24 protein-coding genes are annotated in these 19,873 nt (G+C 29.3%); 11 read left to right on the top strand and 13 right to left on the bottom strand.

The window, feature by feature from the left end:
- Both ACTT83_RS03110 and purD read right to left on the bottom strand, forming a co-directional pair.
- A partial coding sequence (locus tag ACTT83_RS03110; protein ID WP_440918695.1) for an RsmD family RNA methyltransferase occupies positions 1-287 on the bottom strand: 287 nt, incomplete at its 3' end.
- A complete protein-coding gene (purD, locus tag ACTT83_RS03105; RefSeq protein ID WP_440918694.1) occupies positions 284-1,549 on the bottom strand; it encodes a phosphoribosylamine--glycine ligase in 1,266 nt (421 codons plus the stop codon). The genes ACTT83_RS03110 and purD, both read right to left, overlap by 4 nt.
- Before the next feature lie 21 nt (positions 1,550-1,570).
- On the opposite strand from purD, the gene ACTT83_RS03100 reads away from it, so the two are divergent.
- Positions 1,571-1,768 (top strand): DUF2093 domain-containing protein, encoded by a 198-nt coding sequence (locus tag ACTT83_RS03100; RefSeq protein WP_440916800.1) that lies wholly within the window; start codon positions 1,571-1,573, stop codon positions 1,766-1,768.
- A 2-nt stretch (positions 1,769-1,770) separates the two neighbouring features.
- Here ACTT83_RS03100 and ACTT83_RS03095 read toward each other — a convergent pair whose 3' ends face one another.
- The 5 genes from ACTT83_RS03095 to ubiA are packed head-to-tail and all read right to left on the bottom strand — an operon-like array spanning position 1,771 to position 7,392.
- The gene (locus ACTT83_RS03095) at positions 1,771-2,631 is read right to left on the bottom strand and encodes a lysophospholipid acyltransferase family protein (RefSeq protein WP_440918693.1); all 861 of its coding nucleotides are present in this window, start codon (positions 2,629-2,631) and stop codon (positions 1,771-1,773) included.
- Entirely contained in the window at positions 2,618-3,559 is a 942-nt protein-coding gene (lpxK, locus tag ACTT83_RS03090) for a tetraacyldisaccharide 4'-kinase (protein ID WP_440918692.1), read from the bottom strand. The genes ACTT83_RS03095 and lpxK overlap by 14 nt, the downstream gene beginning before the upstream one ends.
- The gene (locus ACTT83_RS03085; RefSeq protein WP_440918691.1) at positions 3,549-4,790 is read right to left on the bottom strand and encodes a 3-deoxy-D-manno-octulosonic acid transferase; all 1,242 of its coding nucleotides are present in this window, start codon (positions 4,788-4,790) and stop codon (positions 3,549-3,551) included. Before ACTT83_RS03085 ends, lpxK begins: the two co-directional genes overlap by 11 nt.
- A complete protein-coding gene (locus tag ACTT83_RS03080) occupies positions 4,790-6,526 on the bottom strand; it encodes an ABC transporter ATP-binding protein (protein WP_440918690.1) in 1,737 nt (578 codons plus the stop codon). The genes ACTT83_RS03085 and ACTT83_RS03080 overlap by 1 nt, the downstream gene beginning before the upstream one ends.
- Positions 6,526-7,392, bottom strand: coding sequence for a 4-hydroxybenzoate octaprenyltransferase (gene ubiA, locus ACTT83_RS03075; protein ID WP_440918689.1), 867 nt, complete (start codon positions 7,390-7,392; stop codon positions 6,526-6,528). The genes ACTT83_RS03080 and ubiA overlap by 1 nt, the downstream gene beginning before the upstream one ends.
- 52 nt (positions 7,393-7,444) lie before the next feature.
- Between ubiA and ACTT83_RS03070 the strand changes: the two genes are divergently transcribed.
- A complete protein-coding gene (locus ACTT83_RS03070; protein WP_440915824.1) occupies positions 7,445-7,852 on the top strand; it encodes a DUF2721 domain-containing protein in 408 nt (135 codons plus the stop codon).
- On the opposite strand, the gene ACTT83_RS03065 is transcribed toward ACTT83_RS03070, so the two are convergent.
- The 4 genes from ACTT83_RS03065 to ACTT83_RS03050 form a co-directional block, all read right to left on the bottom strand.
- Positions 7,842-8,813, bottom strand: a complete 972-nt coding sequence (locus ACTT83_RS03065; RefSeq protein ID WP_440918688.1) for a quinone oxidoreductase family protein — start codon at positions 8,811-8,813, stop codon at positions 7,842-7,844. The genes ACTT83_RS03070 and ACTT83_RS03065 overlap by 11 nt on opposite strands.
- A 3-nt stretch (positions 8,814-8,816) precedes the next feature.
- Positions 8,817-9,653, bottom strand: a complete 837-nt coding sequence (locus tag ACTT83_RS03060) for a pirin family protein (RefSeq protein WP_440918687.1) — start codon at positions 9,651-9,653, stop codon at positions 8,817-8,819.
- Between the two features lie 36 nt (positions 9,654-9,689).
- Positions 9,690-10,058, bottom strand: a complete 369-nt coding sequence (locus ACTT83_RS03055; RefSeq protein ID WP_440918686.1) for a DoxX family protein — start codon at positions 10,056-10,058, stop codon at positions 9,690-9,692.
- Positions 10,059-10,155: 97 nt separating this feature from the next.
- Positions 10,156-10,818 carry a haloacid dehalogenase type II gene (locus tag ACTT83_RS03050; protein WP_440918685.1) on the bottom strand — a complete coding sequence of 221 codons (663 nt, stop codon included), beginning with the start codon at positions 10,816-10,818 and terminating at the stop codon, positions 10,156-10,158.
- Positions 10,819-10,835: 17 nt separating this feature from the next.
- On the opposite strand from ACTT83_RS03050, the gene ACTT83_RS03045 reads away from it, so the two are divergent.
- The 9 genes from ACTT83_RS03045 to ACTT83_RS03005 all read left to right on the top strand — a co-directional run bounded on the left by ACTT83_RS03045 (position 10,836) and on the right by ACTT83_RS03005 (position 18,952).
- The gene (locus ACTT83_RS03045; RefSeq protein ID WP_440918684.1) at positions 10,836-11,537 is read left to right on the top strand and encodes an RsmE family RNA methyltransferase; all 702 of its coding nucleotides are present in this window, start codon (positions 10,836-10,838) and stop codon (positions 11,535-11,537) included.
- A gap of 60 nt (positions 11,538-11,597) precedes the next feature.
- The gene (gene coxB, locus ACTT83_RS03040; protein WP_440918683.1) at positions 11,598-12,410 is read left to right on the top strand and encodes a cytochrome c oxidase subunit II; all 813 of its coding nucleotides are present in this window, start codon (positions 11,598-11,600) and stop codon (positions 12,408-12,410) included.
- A 3-nt stretch (positions 12,411-12,413) separates the two neighbouring features.
- A complete protein-coding gene (ctaD, locus tag ACTT83_RS03035) occupies positions 12,414-14,045 on the top strand; it encodes a cytochrome c oxidase subunit I (protein ID WP_440915831.1) in 1,632 nt (543 codons plus the stop codon).
- A gap of 23 nt (positions 14,046-14,068) precedes the next feature.
- A complete protein-coding gene (gene cyoE / locus ACTT83_RS03030) occupies positions 14,069-14,980 on the top strand; it encodes a heme o synthase (protein ID WP_440918682.1) in 912 nt (303 codons plus the stop codon).
- A gap of 118 nt (positions 14,981-15,098) precedes the next feature.
- Positions 15,099-15,632, top strand: a complete 534-nt coding sequence (locus ACTT83_RS03025) for a cytochrome c oxidase assembly protein (RefSeq protein WP_440918681.1) — start codon at positions 15,099-15,101, stop codon at positions 15,630-15,632.
- 9 nt (positions 15,633-15,641) lie between these two features.
- On the top strand, positions 15,642-16,430 hold the full coding sequence (locus ACTT83_RS03020) for a cytochrome c oxidase subunit 3 (protein WP_440918680.1): 789 nt from the start codon (positions 15,642-15,644) through the stop codon (positions 16,428-16,430).
- A 9-nt stretch (positions 16,431-16,439) separates the two neighbouring features.
- The gene (locus ACTT83_RS03015) at positions 16,440-17,093 is read left to right on the top strand and encodes an SURF1 family protein (RefSeq protein ID WP_440918679.1); all 654 of its coding nucleotides are present in this window, start codon (positions 16,440-16,442) and stop codon (positions 17,091-17,093) included.
- The gene (gene thrC / locus ACTT83_RS03010) at positions 17,094-18,467 is read left to right on the top strand and encodes a threonine synthase (protein WP_440918678.1); all 1,374 of its coding nucleotides are present in this window, start codon (positions 17,094-17,096) and stop codon (positions 18,465-18,467) included.
- A complete protein-coding gene (locus tag ACTT83_RS03005) occupies positions 18,464-18,952 on the top strand; it encodes a redoxin family protein (protein WP_440918677.1) in 489 nt (162 codons plus the stop codon). Before thrC ends, ACTT83_RS03005 begins: the two co-directional genes overlap by 4 nt.
- Before the next feature lie 29 nt (positions 18,953-18,981).
- On the opposite strand, the gene rnhA is transcribed toward ACTT83_RS03005, so the two are convergent.
- Positions 18,982-19,404 carry a ribonuclease HI gene (gene rnhA, locus ACTT83_RS03000; RefSeq protein ID WP_440918676.1) on the bottom strand — a complete coding sequence of 141 codons (423 nt, stop codon included), beginning with the start codon at positions 19,402-19,404 and terminating at the stop codon, positions 18,982-18,984.
- Positions 19,404-19,873: phosphotransferase (locus ACTT83_RS02995; RefSeq protein WP_440918675.1), on the bottom strand; the 470-nt coding region annotated here is incomplete at its 5' end. The genes rnhA and ACTT83_RS02995, both read right to left, overlap by 1 nt.

The raw sequence follows: 19,873 nt of genomic DNA, 5'->3' as shown, positions 1-19,873 counted from the left end.
CTCATATTTAAACTATTTAGATTACTTTTTAAAATTGGTAAAACACCATGATACTTTTCTACAAAAGTAACATGTTTAGCTCCTCTTGAAAGACACTCTAAACCAAATGAGCCAACACCTGCGAATAGATCTAAAACTATTGAATTTTCAATATTGATCTTAAATTTATTTGAGTGATTAATAATATTAAAAATAGATTCTTTAGCTAAGTCTTTCAAAGGTCTTGTTTCTTTGTCATTTGGTTGTAAAATTTTTTTTCCTTTAAATTTTCCACCAATTATTCTCATTTTTTAATTACTTTATAACCAATATCTTTTCTAAAAAAACCATCTGACCAATTTAGATTGTTGAGAAGTTTATGAGTTCTATTTCTTGATTCCTCAAAACTATCTGATAAAGAAACAAAATTTAAAACTCGTCCACCTATAGCTAAAGTAGCGTCACCTTTTTTAATAGTGCCAGCATGAAATAAGTGATCATCAGTTTTTAATTCAATTTTATTGATATTTTTGATTTCAATATTTTTTTGGTAGGTTTCAGGGTAACCTTTTGAGCACAAGACAACACATAAACTTTTTTTATCATTCCAATTAATTCTGCTTTCATTTAATCTTCCATTACAGCATGAGTCAATAATTTCACCGAAATCTGCATTTAGTTTAGGAAGAATAGTTTGACACTCTGGATCACCCATTCTAACATTGTACTCAATTAAATAAGGTTCATTATTTTTTATCATGAGCCCCGCATATAAAAAGCCTTTGTATGATGATTTTAGATCTTTAAGTGCTCTTAAGGTTGGATCAATTATATTATTCAAAATCTTTTTTTCGAGCTCTTCATTTATTAATCTTGATGGTGAATAAGCACCCATACCACCAGTATTTTTTCCTTTATCACCTTCCTGAACTCTTTTATGATCTTGAGCTGTACCAAAATTTTTGTAAGTAATACCATCACTTAAAATGAAAAAGCTCATTTCTTCACCCTCTAAAAATTCTTCAATAAGAACATTTTTAGCTGTACCAAACTTTCCATCAAATATTTCCTTAACTGCTTGATAAGACTCTTCTTTATTTTCACAAATATAAACACCTTTCCCTGCAGCCAAATTGTCTGCTTTAATGACTATTGGAAAATTTGATTTTTTTAAAAAATCTTTTGCTTGGTTAATATCATCAAATACTCCGAAATTCGCAGTTGGAATATCATATTTTTTACAGATGTTTTTTGTAAATATTTTAGACCCCTCTAATTGTGAAGCGACTTTACTAGGTCCAAAAACCTTAATATCAAAACTTTCCAAGTAATCTGTTAGTCCATCAACCAAAGGTTTTTCTGGGCCAATGACTACCAAGTCTATTTTTTTTGAAAAAATAAAATCTTTGATTTCCTCAAATTTATTTATATCTAGGTTAATGTTCTCAGCTATTGCATCGGTCCCAGCGTTACCAGGAAAACAATAAATCTTATCAATTTTTTTTGACTTATTTAATGCATGGCAAATAGCATGCTCTCTTCCCCCGCTTCCTATAATCCCTACAATCATGTATAAACATATAAACTATAAATGAATAAAAAATTAGCAAAAGTAAAATATTTACCAAATAATTTTCAAGTAATTGAAAAAGGTGACCATGTAATTTGTGCAGTTTCGGGTAAAGCAATCAGTCTTGAAAATTTGACTTACTGGAATGTGGAACTTCAAGAACCGTATTATTCATATGTTGAGGCTTCTAAAAAAAAAGAGGAATTAGACAATAAATAGTATTATTTCCAGCGATTATGGGACCATATCCAGTTATTAGGATTAGTAAGTATCATTCTCTCAAGAGTCTTATTTAATTCGATTGTAATATTTTCAATAGTATCTTCGTTTGAGAAGTGAATTGGCTTATGAACTTTCATTTTAAATTTGATACCCTCATATCTCTCTATAAAGATAGGTACAACAGGCATATTAAATTTTTTTATTAATTGTGCTGGAATGGTAGTAGTAAACGCTTTCTCATTGAAGAAATTTGATTTTATACCTTGTGAAACTCTCTGATCTATCATAAGTGCCGTCGAAAAACCTTGTTTATTAAGTTTTATTAATTCCTTTAATCCACCGATTCCTTTTTTAATTTGATTATTGCAGATGTATTTTTTTCTAATTCGCTCCATGAATTTATTTAAAAAAATATTGTTTAGTGGTCTATAGATTGCTCCAATTTTAATACCTAATTTGTCAATCTGCATTGCCATAAGTTCGAAATTACTAAAATGCCCCGATATAAATACAACTCTTTGATTTTGATCTTTAATATTTAAAAGAATATCTTTACCATCTATAGAAATATTTTTACTAAGACTACCATTTCTAAAATTTTTCATATAAAGATATTCTGCAAAAACTCTCCCATAATTGTTCCACATTGAAGATCCTATTTTATTTGTTTCTTTAGAATTATAATCTGGGAAAGCTCTTTTTATGTTATTATTGGTTATTTTTTTGGATCTAAAAATTGGACCAATAATTTCAAATAATTTTCCACTTAGAAAAGACGAGAGCCTAACCCCAATAATTTTGAATATCACATAAAAAATGCAAATTATGATAAATTGTATTAAGTATTTAATTATTTTCATAAACCTTTGAAATATCATTAATAAAAGTTTCTTGATTTATAATCTTTAATTCTGATTTTATATAAATAATTTTATTGTTGTTATTCAGTCTCATGTAATCTTTTTCGGTAGTCATTACTTTACAATTTAATTTTTCAGACATTGATATGATGTCATCAATCTCTTTTTGTAAGTATCTATAATGATCAGGAAATTCAATTTCCTTGACAATGTTTATATTATATTTTCTTAACATTGATATAAAAGTCTTATGATTTCCTATACCTGAAAAAACTAAATATTTATCACTTTTATCAAACTCATTGATATTCAGTGGAACATATTCACCTTGATAAATATTTATATTAGGATCTAAATTGTGAATATATTTTATAATATTATCAATATTTTCATTATTTCCATTTAGAAAAACATTCTTATATTTTTTTAAATTTTTAATATTTTCTCTAAGTGGTCCAGATGGAATAGTAAAACTGTTGCCAATCCAATTATCTATATTAAAGCAAACAATATTATAATCATAATCTATTGATGGATCTTGCAAACCATCATCAAAAATTGCAAGTTCAAAATTTTCGTCAATTGCTTGTTTAATAGAAGAAGATCTATCTTTGAGTTTAAATAATTTTCCGTGATTTGATAATATTTTTTGTTCATCAATTTGGTCTGAATAATATTTTTTAATAAAACAAGTTTTTATTTTATCTTTTAAAATTTCATTAATCTTCAAGCTTAAAGAGGTTTTGCCTGTTCCACCTAGGTAAATGTTCCCCACACAAATAGTTTTAATTTTTGAATATTTCTTTTTTTTTGTTATTAAGTTTTTGAAAGATTTCAAAATTGTAAGTAATAATGATATTGGGAAAAATAAATAAGAGAGAATGTTAGGTTTATTATAATCCCAAAATTTGGGTTTTTTAAATTTCATTATGAATTGACTTATCTAACTCATTTAAGGTTTTTTTAAGTATTGTTGTACCCAGATATTTCATTTTTTTTGCTTTTTTCATGTTTTTTTTAAAAATTATTGAATTTGCACATTGTTGAGGAGTGTTTATTGAAGATGATATTTTTAATTGACTTAAATATTTGTAAACATCTCTAAAATTATCAATATTGGGTCCGTGTAATATTTTTGCACCGAAGCGAGCAGGTTCTAGTGGATTTTGACCACCTCTCTTAATAATTGACCCACCTAAAAAAACAGTTGTGGCAATTTTGTAAAATTTCTTAGACTCTCCGAAAGTATCAACAATATAAATATCAATATTATCTAATTTTTTTTTTGATCTATGAGATATTGTATTTAACCCAAGCTCATTAATTTGTGAAATAATCTGGTTAACCCGATTAATATGTCTTGGTATTATAATTGTAATCATATTCTTTACTTTTTTTTTTAATAAAATGTGCGTTTTGGCTGCAAACAATTCCTCTGTATTATGAGTACTTGCTGCCACAAAAGTTTTATATTTTCTAAATTGTGAAAATAATTTTTTATCTGCTTGATTAGTCTCAAAACTATCATGTTCGATAAATTTTAAATTCCCTGTAGACTTTATATTTTTAACCTTCAATTTTTTTAGATAATAATTTGTCTCTAAATTTTGTGAGTATGCTTTGTCTATTAAACTAAAAATAGAATAAGAAAATTTTCTTATTTTATTCCAACGATCAAAAGATTTTTTAGTAATTCTAGCATTAAGTAAAATTAAAGGAATATTTCTATTTTTTATGAATTTAAACATACTTGGCCAGATTTCGGATTCTAAAAAAATTGCCACATCTGGTTTCCAGTGACTTAAAAATTTTTTTGAGAAAAAAACATGGTCTATTGGATAAAATTGATGAATAGTTTTTTTGAATTTAATTTTTTCTAATATTTTTGATGAACTCAAAGTGCTAGATGTTATTAATATTTTACTTATTGATTTATCGTTATCATATTTTTTTATTACTGGAATAACACTCAATATCTCTCCTACACTAGATCCATGAAACCAAATTAGTTTTCCATTTCCTCTTTTTCTAGAAAAAAAACAAAATTTTTCTTTAAATCTAAATTTATCTTCCTTATTTTTAAAAATTCTTATAATGATAATTATTGGAGAGAAGCACAGAATTATAGAGAGTAAAAATTGATAAATAAAAAAAATCATTACCTCTGAAATTGTTTATCATGAAAATTTTTATAAATTTTTGAATTAATTAATAAGTCTTCATGTTTTCCATAATCAACTATTTTTCCAGAGTCTATGATAAATATTTTGTTTGAGTTTAAAATAGTTGAAAGTCTGTGAGCAATAACAATTGTGGTTTTATCTTTTGTTAAGATCTTTAAAGCATCTTGTATTTTTGTTTCGGTCTCTGAGTCTAAAGAGGAGGTTGCTTCATCTAATAGAATAATTGAGCTTTTTTTTAGCATTGCTCTTGCTATTGAAATTCTTTGTTTTTCTCCTCCAGATAATCTTACGCCATCTTCACCAATTAATGTCTCATATTTTTCAGGTAGATTTTTTATAAACTCCTCACAATGTGAAAGTTTAGCTGCTTCAAAAATTTCTTCATCGCTTGCATCTAAATTAGCATATTTAATATTGTTCTTGATTGTATCATCAAAAAGAGTTGTTTCTTGACTAACTAAAGAAATATTCTTTCTCAACGAGTGTAATGTTACATCATAAATTGACTGATTATCTATTGAGATATCACCAGATTTACAATCGTAAAACCTAGGAATTAGATTTAAAATAGTAGACTTACCCGAACCACTATGACCAACTAGTGAAGTCATTTTTCCTCCTTCAAAATCTAAATTGATTTCTTTTAAAACATCGCCGTCAGAATTTTTATAACTAAACAATACATCTTTAAATTTGATGTTTGCATTTTTAATGTGAATTTCTTTTGCATCCTCATTATTTTTAATTAAGTTTTTTGTATCAACAACTGGTAAAATTCTACCAGCAGCAGATAGACCTTGATTGACTATGATATTTAATGTCGAAAGGGATCTTACTGGTTGATATGCTAGCATCATTGCTGCCAGAAATGAAAAAAAATTATTTACACTTAGCTCATTACTGGCAATTAATTTTCCAGAATAAAAGATTAAAATAGCAATCATAAATCCAGTAAGAATTTCCATAATTGGTGATATTCTTACGATTACAATTCCAATCTTTTTATTTTTTTCTTTAAGCTGATCTAAGTAATCATTTGCTCTGTTAGTTTCATATTTTTCTTTTTGGAAGATTTTAGTTAATTTATGATTTTTAAAAAGTTCAACTAAATATCTGGTCAAGAAGCCTGATTTCTCTTGAGCTTGAGTTGTAACTTTACCCATTCTTTTACCAAGTGATCTTGCAGCTGTACTGGCAATCGGTATCAAAATTATAGCTATTAATGAAAGTTTCCAATTTTGTAAAAACATTACAGTGAGCAAACCAATCAAAGTTAAACTATCTTTGAACAGATTAAGTATTCCATTGCTTAATAGATTTGTTATGTGAAGAACATCATAAGTTAAATTAGAGATAAATTTTCCTGAATGTTTTTCGTCTATTGATTGGGTATCAGCATTTATTAAAGTACCCAGCATATCTATTTGTAGTTTTTTTTTTATTTCCTCAGCAACATTTATCATCATCACCTTCGCTAAATAGAGTGATATACCTTTTGTTGTAAATGCTAAAATAATTAGTAGAGGTATCAAAATTAATAATGATTGATCTTTTTGAATAAAAATTTTATCAATCGCTGGGTCTAAAAGCCAAGCAATTGCAGAAGTACTTCCAGCTACTAGTAATGAAAAAAATATGGCTAAAAAAATTTGTCTTAGATATTTTTTTGTATAATCTTTATAGAGTCTTTTAAGAATTTTTGTCTTATTCATTAAAAAAACCTTCCTACCAAGATATTAAAAAATATAATCATCCCTAAATAATTATTGCTTTTAAAAATTTTTAAACAAGAAGCAGGATTTTTGGAGTCAAAATTATTTATTTGATAAAAAAATAAATGTATGATCGGAATTGTAATTGATAGAAAATATATTGAATTAAAATTCATCATCAATCCCCCAATTACAAGCGATGATATTAGAGATAAATAACATAATATTAAAAAAATTTTAGCCGTTCCTTTGAATTTTATTGAAGTCGATTTTACTCCTATAATTTCGTCATCTTTAATATCTTGGAATCCGTATATTGTGTCGTAGCCTAGTGTCCAAAATATGGCTCCAATATAAAAAATGATTGGTACTATACCAAATTGTTCTGAGATTGACGTCCATCCAAGTATTAATCCATAATTAAATGTAATCCCTAGGAAAAGCTGAGGCCAATATGTAAATCGTTTCATTAAAGGATATGTGAAAGCTAATGGCATAGAAGCAAGAGCAATCATAATTGTAAAATAGTTGAAATTTATAAGAACTAAAAAAGCGAGTAAGCAGAGAATAAAAGCATATAAAAATCCAATTTGAACTTTAATTTTTCCAGAAGCGATTGGTCTATTTTTAGTTCTTTTAACTTTTTTATCAAATTTTCTATCTAAAATATCATTAACTATACATCCAGCAGATCTCATCAAAACTGAACCAAGAAAAAAAAGCACAAGATAATAAAAATAAATACTTAAACTACCTGTAAAATCATAAATCAAGGTTAAACCCCAAGCACATGGCCAAAATAATAACAGATATCCAATCGGTTTTTTAAGCCTTGTCAGTTCAATAAATAAGTTTAGTTGGTTCATAAAATTTTACTTGTAAATAACAAAGCCAAGATTGATAATCAAATTGATTCGTATGAATATAGATTACACTGTTACCGCATTAATGTTTCCAGCAATCCCACTGATAATGGGGGTATATTCAAACAGGTTTCATACCTTAAGTTCTTTAATTAGAAAAATACATGATGAATATGTATTTGAAAAACACACTCCACCTGAATGGAAAGATCAATTGATAAATTTAGAGAAAAGAATTGGTGTTTTAAAATTAAGTATTTTATTTGCTGCTTTTGGATTTTTGTTCAATATGTTAACTGTTTTTGGGCTTTACTTACAAGAACTTTTTATTGCGAGAATAATTTTTGGCTCATGTTGCTTATCAATGATGATTTCAATCATATTTTTTATTATTGAAATACAGATCTCAACTAAAGCTCTCAGACTTCACCTTTCTGATATGGATATTCAATTTAAGGAATAATTACTGCTGGACCAGTTAATAATCTCGCCTCTAAATCTTTGTGAGCTTGTGCAGCATCTTCTAAAGAGTATTTTTTTGAAATTTCCACCTTAAATTTATTAGATAAAATTGCATCAAAAACTTTTTTTGCTGACTCAACTAACTCTTCTCTTTTGATTGTATAATGTGCGATAGATGGTCGAGTAAAAAATAACCCTTTAGCATTGATATCTTTTTTTACATCAATTGTATCAACGTATCCAGATGCATTTCCAAATGCTACCATCATTCCTCTTATTTTTAATGTTTCGATTGAACCTTTAAATGTTTTTATTCCAACACCATCATAAACAACATCAATACCATTTTTTCCTACAATTTTTTCAACTTCTTCTGAGAAATTTTTTTCAGAATAATTTATTACATGGTGACAGCCATTTTTTTTGGCAATTTCCTCTTTAGCTTTTGAACCAACTGTTCCAATTACTTCTGCACCTAGAGAATTAGCCCAAGGACATAAGATTTGACCAAGAGCTCCAGCTGCAGCATGATAAAGCACTTTATCACCTTTTTTTAATGGATAAGCTCTGTGTAGTAAATATTCTGCAGTGATACCCTTTAAAGTTATACAAGATGCCACCTCATCAGAAATACCATCTGGAACAGAAATTAATTTTTCTTCAGGCATAATTTGTTTTTCTGAATATGCTCCAATTGGCATTGATGCATGAGTAACTCTATCACCAACTTTAAATAATTTTACTTCAGATCCTATTTCTTCAATAATGCCACTAGCTTCAAGACCAATACCACTTGGTAATGGAATAGGGTAGAGACCTGTCCTGTGATAAATATCTATAAAATTTAGACCTATTGATTTATTTCTTATTAAGACTTCTTTAGGACCCAGTTTTCCTAAATCTATATCTTTAATAACCAAAACCTCTGGTCCACCAAATTTTTCTATTTGTATTGATTTCATCTTTTATTTTACAAAAGTGCCGTTATGGTAATCTTGAACAGCCTGTAATATCTCTGCTTTAGTATTCATTACAAAAGGACCACCTCTTGCAATTTCTTCATTTATTGGTTTTCCAGAAATAACTAAAAATTTAGCTTTTGATTTTGCTTTTACCTGCAAATTTTCACCTCTTGTGAGTAATATTAAAGTGCTATCTTTAACATTTTCATGTTTTTGCTCACCAATCTTTATTTCGCCATCTATTAAATAAATAAAACTATTGTGTGTAGATGAGAGAAGATAATTAAAATTCTTATCTTTATTTAGTTCGACATCAAAATAAACTGGCTCAACATTGTGACCCTTGACTGGACCTTCTGCTTTTTCAAACTTACCAGCTATAACTTTTACTTTTTTATCATTATCTTTATGTACGCTCATTTTATCTGCATCAATATAAATATATTCAGGTTTGCTCATTTTTAATTTTGCTGGCATGTTGATCCATAGCTGAAATCCATGAAGTTTCCCTTCTTTCATTGCGGGCATCTCTGAGTGGATAATACCACTTCCAGTTTTCATCCATTGGACATCACCAGCAGTCATTTTACCTTCACCGCCTGTACTATCTTTATGTTCAAAATCACCAGCAAGCATGTAAGTCACTGTTTCAATTCCTCGGTGAGGGTGTGGAGGAAAACCAGCTATATAATCATCACTATTTTCAGAGCCAAATTCGTCTAGCATCAAAAAAGGATCAAAGTAATTGGGTTCAACTCCAATACTTCTTTTTAATTTTACTCCAGCTCCATCTGAAGCTGGGATTGGATCAATGATTTGTTTTACTTCAATATTTTTCATCCGCTTTAATTAACGAATTAATTATTAATTTCAAGATCACTTTTTATCTAAACAAAAACCTTTAGCACCATTAACTACCAAGAATATAAAACCACCAGCTAAAGCAATATTTTTTAGAAAAGCTGTTAGCTGTACCTGATCAGTAAAATCATTGTGAAAAATAATAGCGGTTGCAAAACAAAATAAGCTTAAAGCTGCTGCAGCAATTCTAGTTTGATAGCCAATTACAATAAGAATGGGTCCAAATATTTCAAGAGCAATTGCAGGTATAATTAAAACACCAGGCAAACCAAAACTTTCCATCCAACCTATAGTTCCCTCATAATTATTTATTTTAAAAATTCCATTTAAAAAAAATAATGCGGATATTAAAACTCTTCCAAATAAATCTAGTGCTTTAATCATGTTAAATAAATTTTAGTAAATACAATGGCGGATTGTAACATTGTTTGCAAGCACAAAAAAAAATATTTTGTCACCTTTGGTCTTTATTCTAAAAATATTAAACTAATTGAATTAGTTTGTTAAGATCTGTAATTTGATATTTGGGTCTAAAATCTAAATTATCAAAAATGTTATTATTTCTATTTACCCAAATAGATTGGTAACCATAATTTCCACCACCAGAAACATCCCAAGTATTAGAACTTAAAAATGCAACTTCACTTTTATTAAGATTATATTTTTTTATAGGCATATCATAAACTCTAGAACTTGGTTTATATACTCCAACTTGTTCTATAGAAAATATATCATCAAATAAATTGTCCAAATGATTACTTTTAACTAATTCGTTCAGTAGTGATGGAGTACCATTAGATAAAATAGCTAATTTAAATTTTTTCTCTTTTAGAGTTTTCAAAGTTTCTGGAACTTCTTTATAGGGTGATAAAATTTTATATAAATTAAGTAATTCATTTCTCATTGAAGGATCAATATTAAAAGCTTTTATTGATTTATCTAAACTATCTTCTGTAACTTGCCAAAAATCTTTGTGTCGATCCATTAAACTTCTAAGCCAAGTATATTCTAATTGAGTGGTCCTCCAAAAATTTGCAAATCCCTCCCATTTATCTCCAATCTTATCTTTACATTTTTCTGCAGCTGAATTGACATCAAACAATGTTCCATATGCATCAAAAATTATTGCTTTAATATTTTTCATAAATTAATTTAACATATATGAGTAATATAAGATTATTTTTTTCGCGTACATTATCAAAAAATATGATTGATAAATTAGATAAATCTCAATCTCATTATTTAACTAAAGTAATGAGGCTGAAAATAAATGATACTTTTTCTTTATTTAATAAAACTGGTGAATGGGAAGCAAAAATTTTGAATATTACAAAAGATTTGGTTGAATTTAAATCTACCAAACAACTAAGACAAAAAGAAAACACCCAAGAATTATGGTTAGCATTCTCACCTATCAAATCAAATTACCAAAATTTCATGATTCAAAAAGCAACTGAATTAGGTGTTTCAAAATTTTTACCAATAGTTTTTGATCGAACAATTGTAAGAAAGATTAATAAAGATCGGTTAGAAAAAATAGTTATAGAAGCATGTGAACAATCAAATCGAATTAGTGTCCCCGCCATTGAGCAAGCACAAAATTTAAAAAGTTTTCTAAATTCTAATTCAATGAATTTAATTTTCACAGATTTAAATTCAGATAATAAAAAAATCGAAAAAACAAAGTTTTCAGATGAACCTATTTGTATCATCATAGGCCCTGAGGGAGATTTTTCAGAACATGAAAGGCAGGAGATTCTCTCTTTTAAAGGAGTACAGGCACTAAAAATTAATGATAATATTTTAAGATCAGAAACCGCAGTGATATCTGCGATTTCGATTATAAATTATGTGATTAATTGATAAATTGTCGCGAAAACTAAAGTGTAATTTTTAGAAAAGGGCTTTATATAGCTAGTAAAAATGAAAAAAATTTTATTTATATTTTCAAGTATTTTTATCTCTCAAAATGCTTTTGCAAACCAACCTGTTGATTGGCAATTAGGTTTCCAAAAAGCGGCATCTGAATCGATGAGAGATATTGTAGCCTTTCACGATAACTTGTTATTACCGATAATAATAGCAATAAGTGTATTTGTTTTATTTTTAATGCTTTATGCTTGTGTAAGATTTAGAGCTTCAGCAAATCCTAATCCATCTAAGAGAACTCACAATGTAACTGTCGAAGTTTTATGGACTTTAATTCCTTGCTTAATTTTAATTGTTATGGCGGTTCCATCATTTAAAATTTTATATAAGCAAGACACGATTCCGAAAGCAGATTTAACAATCAAAGCAATAGGCTATCAATGGTATTGGGGTTATGAATATCCAGATGAAAATTTGGAATTTGACTCATATATGATTGAGGAAAAAGATTTAAAAGCAAATCAACCAAGATTATTAGCTGTTGATAATGAAGTAGTTGTTCCAGTTGGCAAAGTAGTTAAAGTTTTAATTACAGCGAATGATGTTTTACATGCATGGGCTTTACCCTCATTTGGAGTAAAAAGGGATGCAGTGCCCGGAAGAATTAATGAAACATGGTTTAAGGCTGAAAAAGTTGGTACTTATTATGGCCAATGTTCAGAACTTTGTGGTATAAAACATGCTTTTATGCCTATTGCAGTAAAAGTAGTAAGTGAAGATGAATATCAAGAATGGTTATCTGAGGCACGCGTGAAATTTGCAAAAGAAGAAATAGAAAATGAAAAACTTAAATTAGCGAGTAAATAAATTATGTATACACAAACAGCATCACACGATCATCATACTCCAACTGGATGGAAACGTTGGGCATATTCTACTAACCATAAAGATATTGGGACAATGTATTTAATCTTTGCAATTGTTGCAGGAGTAATAGGAACTGCTTTTTCTGTTTTAATGAGAATGGAATTAATGCATCCCGGTGATGGCATTTTAGGTGGAAACTATCATTTATATAATGTGTTGGTCACTGGACATGGTTTAATAATGATTTTTTTCATGGTAATGCCAGCAATGATCGGCGGCTTTGGTAATTGGTTTGTGCCAATTATGATTGGAGCTCCTGATATGGCATTTCCAAGAATGAACAATATTTCTTTTTGGCTGTTACCTGTTTCATTAACTTTATTAATTTTATCAATTTTTGCCGATGGGCCTCCAGGACAAACTGGTGTTGGCGGTGGTTGGACGATTTATCCTCCATTGTCCTCAAAAGCTGGACAACCTGGACCAGCGATGGATTTAGCTATTTTAAGTTTGCACTTAGCGGGTGCCTCATCAATTTTAGGAGCGGTTAATTTTATTACTACTATTCTAAATATGAGAACACCAGGTATGACATTACATAAAATGCCTTTATTTGCGTGGTCTATATTAGTGACTGCATTTTTATTATTATTATCTTTACCAGTATTAGCTGGAGCAATAACAATGTTATTAACAGATAGAAATTTCGGTACCGCTTTCTTTGAAGCCCAGACAGGGGGTGATCCAGTCTTATTCCAACATTTATTTTGGTTTTTTGGTCATCCAGAAGTATACATTTTAATCCTTCCAGGATTTGGAATGATTAGTCATATTGTTTCTACATTTTCTAGAAAACCTGTTTTTGGATATCTTGGAATGGCTTATGCAATGGTAGCTATTGGAATTGTCGGATTTGTTGTATGGGCACACCATATGTACACAGTTGGATTAAGCACAGATACAAAAGCATATTTTTTAGCTGCAACAATGATTATTGCTGTACCAACAGGAATAAAAATTTTCTCATGGATCGCAACAATGTGGGGAGGTTCAATATCTTTTAAAACACCAATGGTATGGGCATTAGGATTTATTTTTATGTTCACAGTCGGCGGAGTAACTGGAGTTGTTTTAGCTAATGCAGGTGTTGATACTGCAATGCATGACACTTATTACGTAGTTGCTCATTTTCACTATGTACTTTCTCTAGGAGCTGTTTTTGCAATCTTTGCAGGCTTTTATTATTGGTTCTCAAAAATGAGTGGTTATGAATATTCTGAGTGGATGGGTCAATTACATTTCTGGTTAACGTTTATTGGAGTTAACTTGATTTTCTTCCCTCAGCACTTTTTAGGATTAGCTGGGATGCCGAGAAGATATGCTGATTATCCTGACGCATTTGCCGGATGGAATTATATATCTTCAATAGGGTCTTACGTGGCTGTAGCTGGTCTCGCTGTATTTTTTATGAATTTAATTTATGCATTTGCAAAAAAGAAAGCAGCCGCACAAAATCCATGGGGTGAGGGAGCAACAACGTTAGAGTGGACTGTGCCATCTCCACCAAATTTCCATACTTTTGAGGAATTGCCAAAATTTGAAGATGGTCAGGGTACACAAAAATCGCACGGCTAATAAAATAAGAGCATTAAGAACCGATGGATAATTCAAGGCTAAAAAAAAGAAGTTTAAGCCAAGAAGATTTATTTAATCTTTCAGAATTATTTAAATTAATGAAGCCAAGAGTTATGTCATTGGTAATTTTTACCTGTGCCGTAGGTTTATTAACAGCACCTAACATTGTTTCAACTAAAGATGCAATTATTGGAATTCTTCTCGTTTCATTAGGTGCAGGAGCAGCTGGTGCTTTAAATATGTGGTATGAGTCAGATCTCGATGCTTTAATGACTAGAACCTGTTTAAGACCAATCCCAACAGGGAAAGTCAATAGAAATCAAGCTTTGATATTTGGTGTTACATTATCAATAGTTTCAGTTGTAGCTTTAGATTATTTTACAAACAGAGTTTCTGCAGCAATATTATTATTAACAATATTGTTTTATGTATTTGTTTATACAATCTGGTTAAAAAGAAGAACTCCACAAAATATAGTTATTGGCGGGGCAGCTGGTGCTTTTCCGCCGGTTATAGGATGGACTATTGCTACAGGCTCTATATCACTTGAACCATTAACATTTTTCTTGATTATATTTTTTTGGACACCCTCTCATTTTTGGGCACTGAGTTTATACAAGTCCGATGATTACAAGAAAGCCAAAATACCAATGTTGCCACTAACCAATGGAATAGAAAGTACCAAAATCAATATATTTATTTATTCTTTATTGATGATACCAGTAATTATTTTTCCATATTTAATTAACTTTGTTAGTTTAACATTTTTAATTCCATCACTGCTATTAACTTTTTATTACAATTTTTTATGTTATGAATTGTTGGATTATAAAAAAAATAGATTTAACTCTAAGAAAGCAAAAGCTATCTTTGGATATTCAATATTGTATTTATTCTTAGTTTTTGTTCTGTTTTTGATTGATAAAATAATATGATTACACCAGATAAAAAAACAAAAAGAAAAAATATTATTACGGCATTGGCTATTATTGCGTTTATGATTTTTCTTTTCTTTTTTACTTTATACAACACAGGGGTATTTGATAGGTCGATATGATAGAAAAAAAGAAATTAACACCATTAGTTCTAGCTGGGATTTTTGTTTTGATGTTAGGTTTATCATATGCATCAGTCCCTCTTTATGAAATTTTTTGTAGAGTTACTGGTTTTGGAGGAACTACTCAAGTAGCAGACAAAGCGCCGAAAATTGTTTTAGATAAAGTAGTAAGTGTGAGATTTGATACCAATGTTAATAATTTACCATGGGATTTTAAAGCAAAATCGAATGTGATGGATGTTAAAGTGGGTCAAGTAAACAAAATTGAGTTTGAAGTAACCAATAATAGCAATGAACCAACTGCAGGTGTAGCAAGTTTTAACGTTTCACCCTCAAGCTTTGGAAAATATTATAGTAAACTTGGTTGTTTTTGCTTTGAAAAACAGGAATTAAAAGCTGGTGAAACTGCTACCTATGTGATGACTTTTTATTTAGACCCAGAAATGGTCAATGATGCAACAGTCAAAAATTTACAAGATGTAACTATGTCGTATACTTTTTTCTCGACAGATTACTATAAACGATCATAATTCAAAAAAATGTCAGCTGAAAAAAAACACGATTACCATTTAGTAGACCCAAGTCCTTGGCCTATCTATGTTTCATTTTCATGTTTAGTTTTAGCTGTTGGAGCCGTTTACTACATGCATTATGAGGTTTCATGGGGAATGTACCTTGGATTTGCTTTATTAATTTATGGAGCATACATGTGGTTTAGAGATGTAGTTATTGAGGCTGAGCATCAAGGACATCATACACCTGTGGTTCAAATACATCATCGTTACGGAATGACTTTATTTATCGCCTCTGAGGTGATGTTTTTTGTTGCTTGGTTTTGGGCTTACTTTGATGTGAGTCTTTTCCCAAACGACTTTGTTGGAAATGTATGGCCACCAAAAGATATAGAAACTTTTGATCCTTGGGATATACCATTAATAAATACATTGGTTCTTTTGTTATCTGGAACTACTGTTACTTGGTCTCATCATGCTCTCTTAGAGGATGATAGAAAAGGATTTATTCAAGGATTAGTTTTAACAGTTATATTAGGAGTTTGTTTTACTGCTTTACAAGCTTACGAATATCATCATGCAACATTTGCTTTTTCAGATCACATATATGGTTCAGTATTTTACATGGCAACAGGATTCCATGGTTTTCATGTGATAGTTGGTACGATTTTCTTGGCTGTATGTTTGTGGAGAGGGAAGTTAGGTCATTTTAACAAAGACCATCACTTTGGTTTTGAGGCGGCAGCATGGTACTGGCACTTTGTTGACGTAGTTTGGTTGTTCTTATTTGCTGCGATCTATATTTGGGGAAGCTAATTTTGAACCTTGAGACATAAATTTTTATTTTCAGTTTTTATTATATTTTTTGTCTTTGTTTTTATTGCCCTAGGCACTTGGCAGATAATTCGTTTAAATTGGAAGAATAATCTCATTTTAGAAATCGAAAATTCATTGAAAAATCCTCCAGTTCAACTTTCACAATCTAACCAACAAAATTATCTCAAAATCAAAACATCTGGTCGTGTTGATTTTGAGAAACAAATTTATTTATATAATTTAAATGACTCTGGAACACCTGGGTTTGAAGTTTTAAATCCTATTCTTATAGATGGTGAAAATTATTTGCTCAATAGAGGATGGATACCATTTGAAAAAAAAGATACTCCAGAGATAAATATATTGGATCAAAATAATATAGAAGGAACTCTTAAAACACAGGGAAGAAAAAATATATTTAAACCAGATAATGATATTAAAGAAAATTACTGGTTTAGTTTGAATAGAGAAGATATCTCAAAATTTACTGGTAAAGAATTTTCTAAGTACATAATATATTTAGATGGAAATTATCAGTTTCCTAGACCAAAAAAAATTACTGCTAATATTTCCAACAATCATAAAAAATACGCAATGACATGGTTTTCATTAGCGATTTCAATTCTTTTGCTATATCTATATTTTAGAAAAAAGAATTATTAAATGAATTATATTAGTACAAGAAATAATCAAAAAAACTTTACATTTAAAGATGTTTTCCTCAAAGGTTTGGCAGATGATGGAGGACTATTTGTTCCGAAATCAATTAAACCCTTTAAAGAGGAAGAATTAGATAATCTAAAAAACCTTAGTTACAATGATTTAGCGGCTGAAATAATTTACCCATTTATAGGAGATTTCATGTCTAAAGATGATCTAATCTCTTTGATTTCAAAATCGTATTCAAATTTCAGATCCGACGATGTTATTAAAATATCAGATCTAGGAGATTTAAAAGTATTAGAATTGTTTCATGGACCTACACTTGCCTTTAAAGATATCGCAATGCAATTAATAGGTAATTTTTATCAATATCATTTAGGCCGTGATCAAAAAAAAATTAATATAATAGTAGCAACCTCAGGTGATACGGGTGCTGCTGCCATAGACGCTTTAAAGGGAAAAAATAATCTAAATGTTTTTGTATTACACCCCAATAATAAAATTTCACCTGTGCAAAGAAGACTAATGACAATACATGAGGAGAGCAATGTATTTAACATTGCGGTGGAGGGTAATTTTGACGATTGCCAAAATTTAGTAAAAGCAATGTTTAATGACGAAAAATTTTCTAAAGCAATCAATATGTCGGGTGTAAATTCAATTAATTGGGCAAGAATTATTGCTCAATCCGTCTATTATTTTTACGCTTACTTTAAAATTGGAAGCGGCCAACCACTATCTTTTTCTGTTCCAACAGGAAACTTCGGTGATATTTACGCTGGCTATTTAGCAAAAAAACTAGGTCTTCCAATTGATAAATTAATCGTTGCTACAAATAAAAATGACATACTGCACAGAGCAATATCTGGTGGTGATTATAGTCAAAAGAAAGTTGAGGAAACAAATACTCCAAGTATGGATATACAAATTGCAAGTAATTTCGAAAGGCTTTTATATGATGTCAAAGATTGTAACTCAGAAGTTACAAAAAATGTAATGGCTGAAATAAAAGATAACACTTATAAAATTGATAAAAACGACTTAGATAAAATCAAAAAGAATTTTATATCTGAAATGCTTGATGAAAACGAAACTGTTGAAATGATTAAAACTATCAATGACGAATATCAGATGGTAGTGGATCCGCACACTGCAGTAGGGATTGGTGCTGTAAGAAAATTAGGATTGGAAAAAAATTGTGTTGTATTATCAACTGCACACCCATGTAAATTTCCAAAAGCAATAGAAGATGCAATTTCAAAAACTGAAAATTTACCAGATAGTCTTAAATACGTTAATGACAGAAAAGAAAAATTTGAACTTCTTTCAAATGATATTGAAAAAGTTAAGAAATATGTAATGAATTCGATATGAAAATTAAAATAAAAGATCAACTACCAGATACAGAGATTTTTCAACTTGTTGATGGAGAGCCTCAAAAAAGTAGATTAAGAGAAACTATCGGTAATGGTAAAGTTGTTTTATTTGGTCTACCTGGGGCGTTTACATCAACTTGCTCTAAGCTTCATCTTCCCGGATTTGTGGCAAATGCAGATAAGATAAAAGCAAAAGGAATACAAAATATATTTTGTTTATCTGTAAATGATCCTTATGTAATGAATGGCTGGGGTGAGATTAATAATACTGGAGATAAAATTAAAATGTTATCTGACCCATATTTATTATTTACGAAAGCAATTGGCGCGGAAGTTGATCGTAACGCTAAAGGAATGGGAATTAGATCAAATCGTTATTTAATGGTGATTGAAAATTTCACAGTTGTTAATATTCATGTTGAAAAAGAAACTAAGGAATGTGGTTTAACTTCAGCAGAGAATTTATTAAATAATTTAATCTAGGTAGGGCAGTTCTGTTCCCAGATGCCCAACTATAAGTTGGCAGCATCTCTAGCAAGTAAATCTACTTCATTATTCAATTCATCAGTTGAATGGGCTTTTACCCAGTTCCAACTTATTTCAAACTCATTATTTAGAAGATCTAATTCTGTCCAAAGTGCTTTATTGCTCACTTCTTTTTTGTTTGCAGTTTTCCATCCATTTTTTTTCCAATTGTGTATCCACTCTGTTATTCCAGACTTAACATATTTAGAATCTGTAAAAATTTGAACTTTGCTTCCTTTTGGAATTTTTTTAAGCGCCTCTATAGGTGCTAATAATTCCATCTGATTATTTGTCGTATCTTTTTTACTTCCTTTGAGTTCAGTTTTTTTCCCGTCATTTAAAATTATTGCTGCCCAACCCCCATTACCTGGATTACCAAGACATGAACCATCGGTATAAATTTTAATCATTAACCTAAATAATCTCTATAGTTTTTTAAATTATTATGAATTATCAGTTTTTGATAATATTCTCTTGGATCCTTAATTTTAATTAAAGCAGTTTTTGGAGTATTTGTGTAGTCGTAAAGTCTTGTAAGAAAATATCTCATCGCAGCAGCTCGGCATAAAATATTCAATGATTTTTTTTCAATTCCAGAGATTTTTTTAATACTCTCATATCCTCTAATTAAATTTTTAACCTTTTTTTTATTTAATTTAAATTGTGATTTTTTCTTATCAAAACAAAGAGCGTTGATACATATTGCAATTTCATACATAAAATAATCGTTTGCAGCAAAATAAAAATCAATAATTCCAGAGATCTTATTTTTTTTGAAAAATATATTATCTATAAAAAGATCACCATGTATTATTCCATTTGGCAATTTTTTTGGCCATTTATTTTTAATTTCTCTAAAATTACTTTTGAGAAATTTTT

The organism is Candidatus Pelagibacter sp., from assembly GCF_052049775.1.
In the GTDB taxonomy this organism is placed as follows: Bacteria; Pseudomonadota; Alphaproteobacteria; order Pelagibacterales; family Pelagibacteraceae; genus Pelagibacter.
This window is presented reverse-complemented; position numbering and strand designations above follow the sequence as displayed.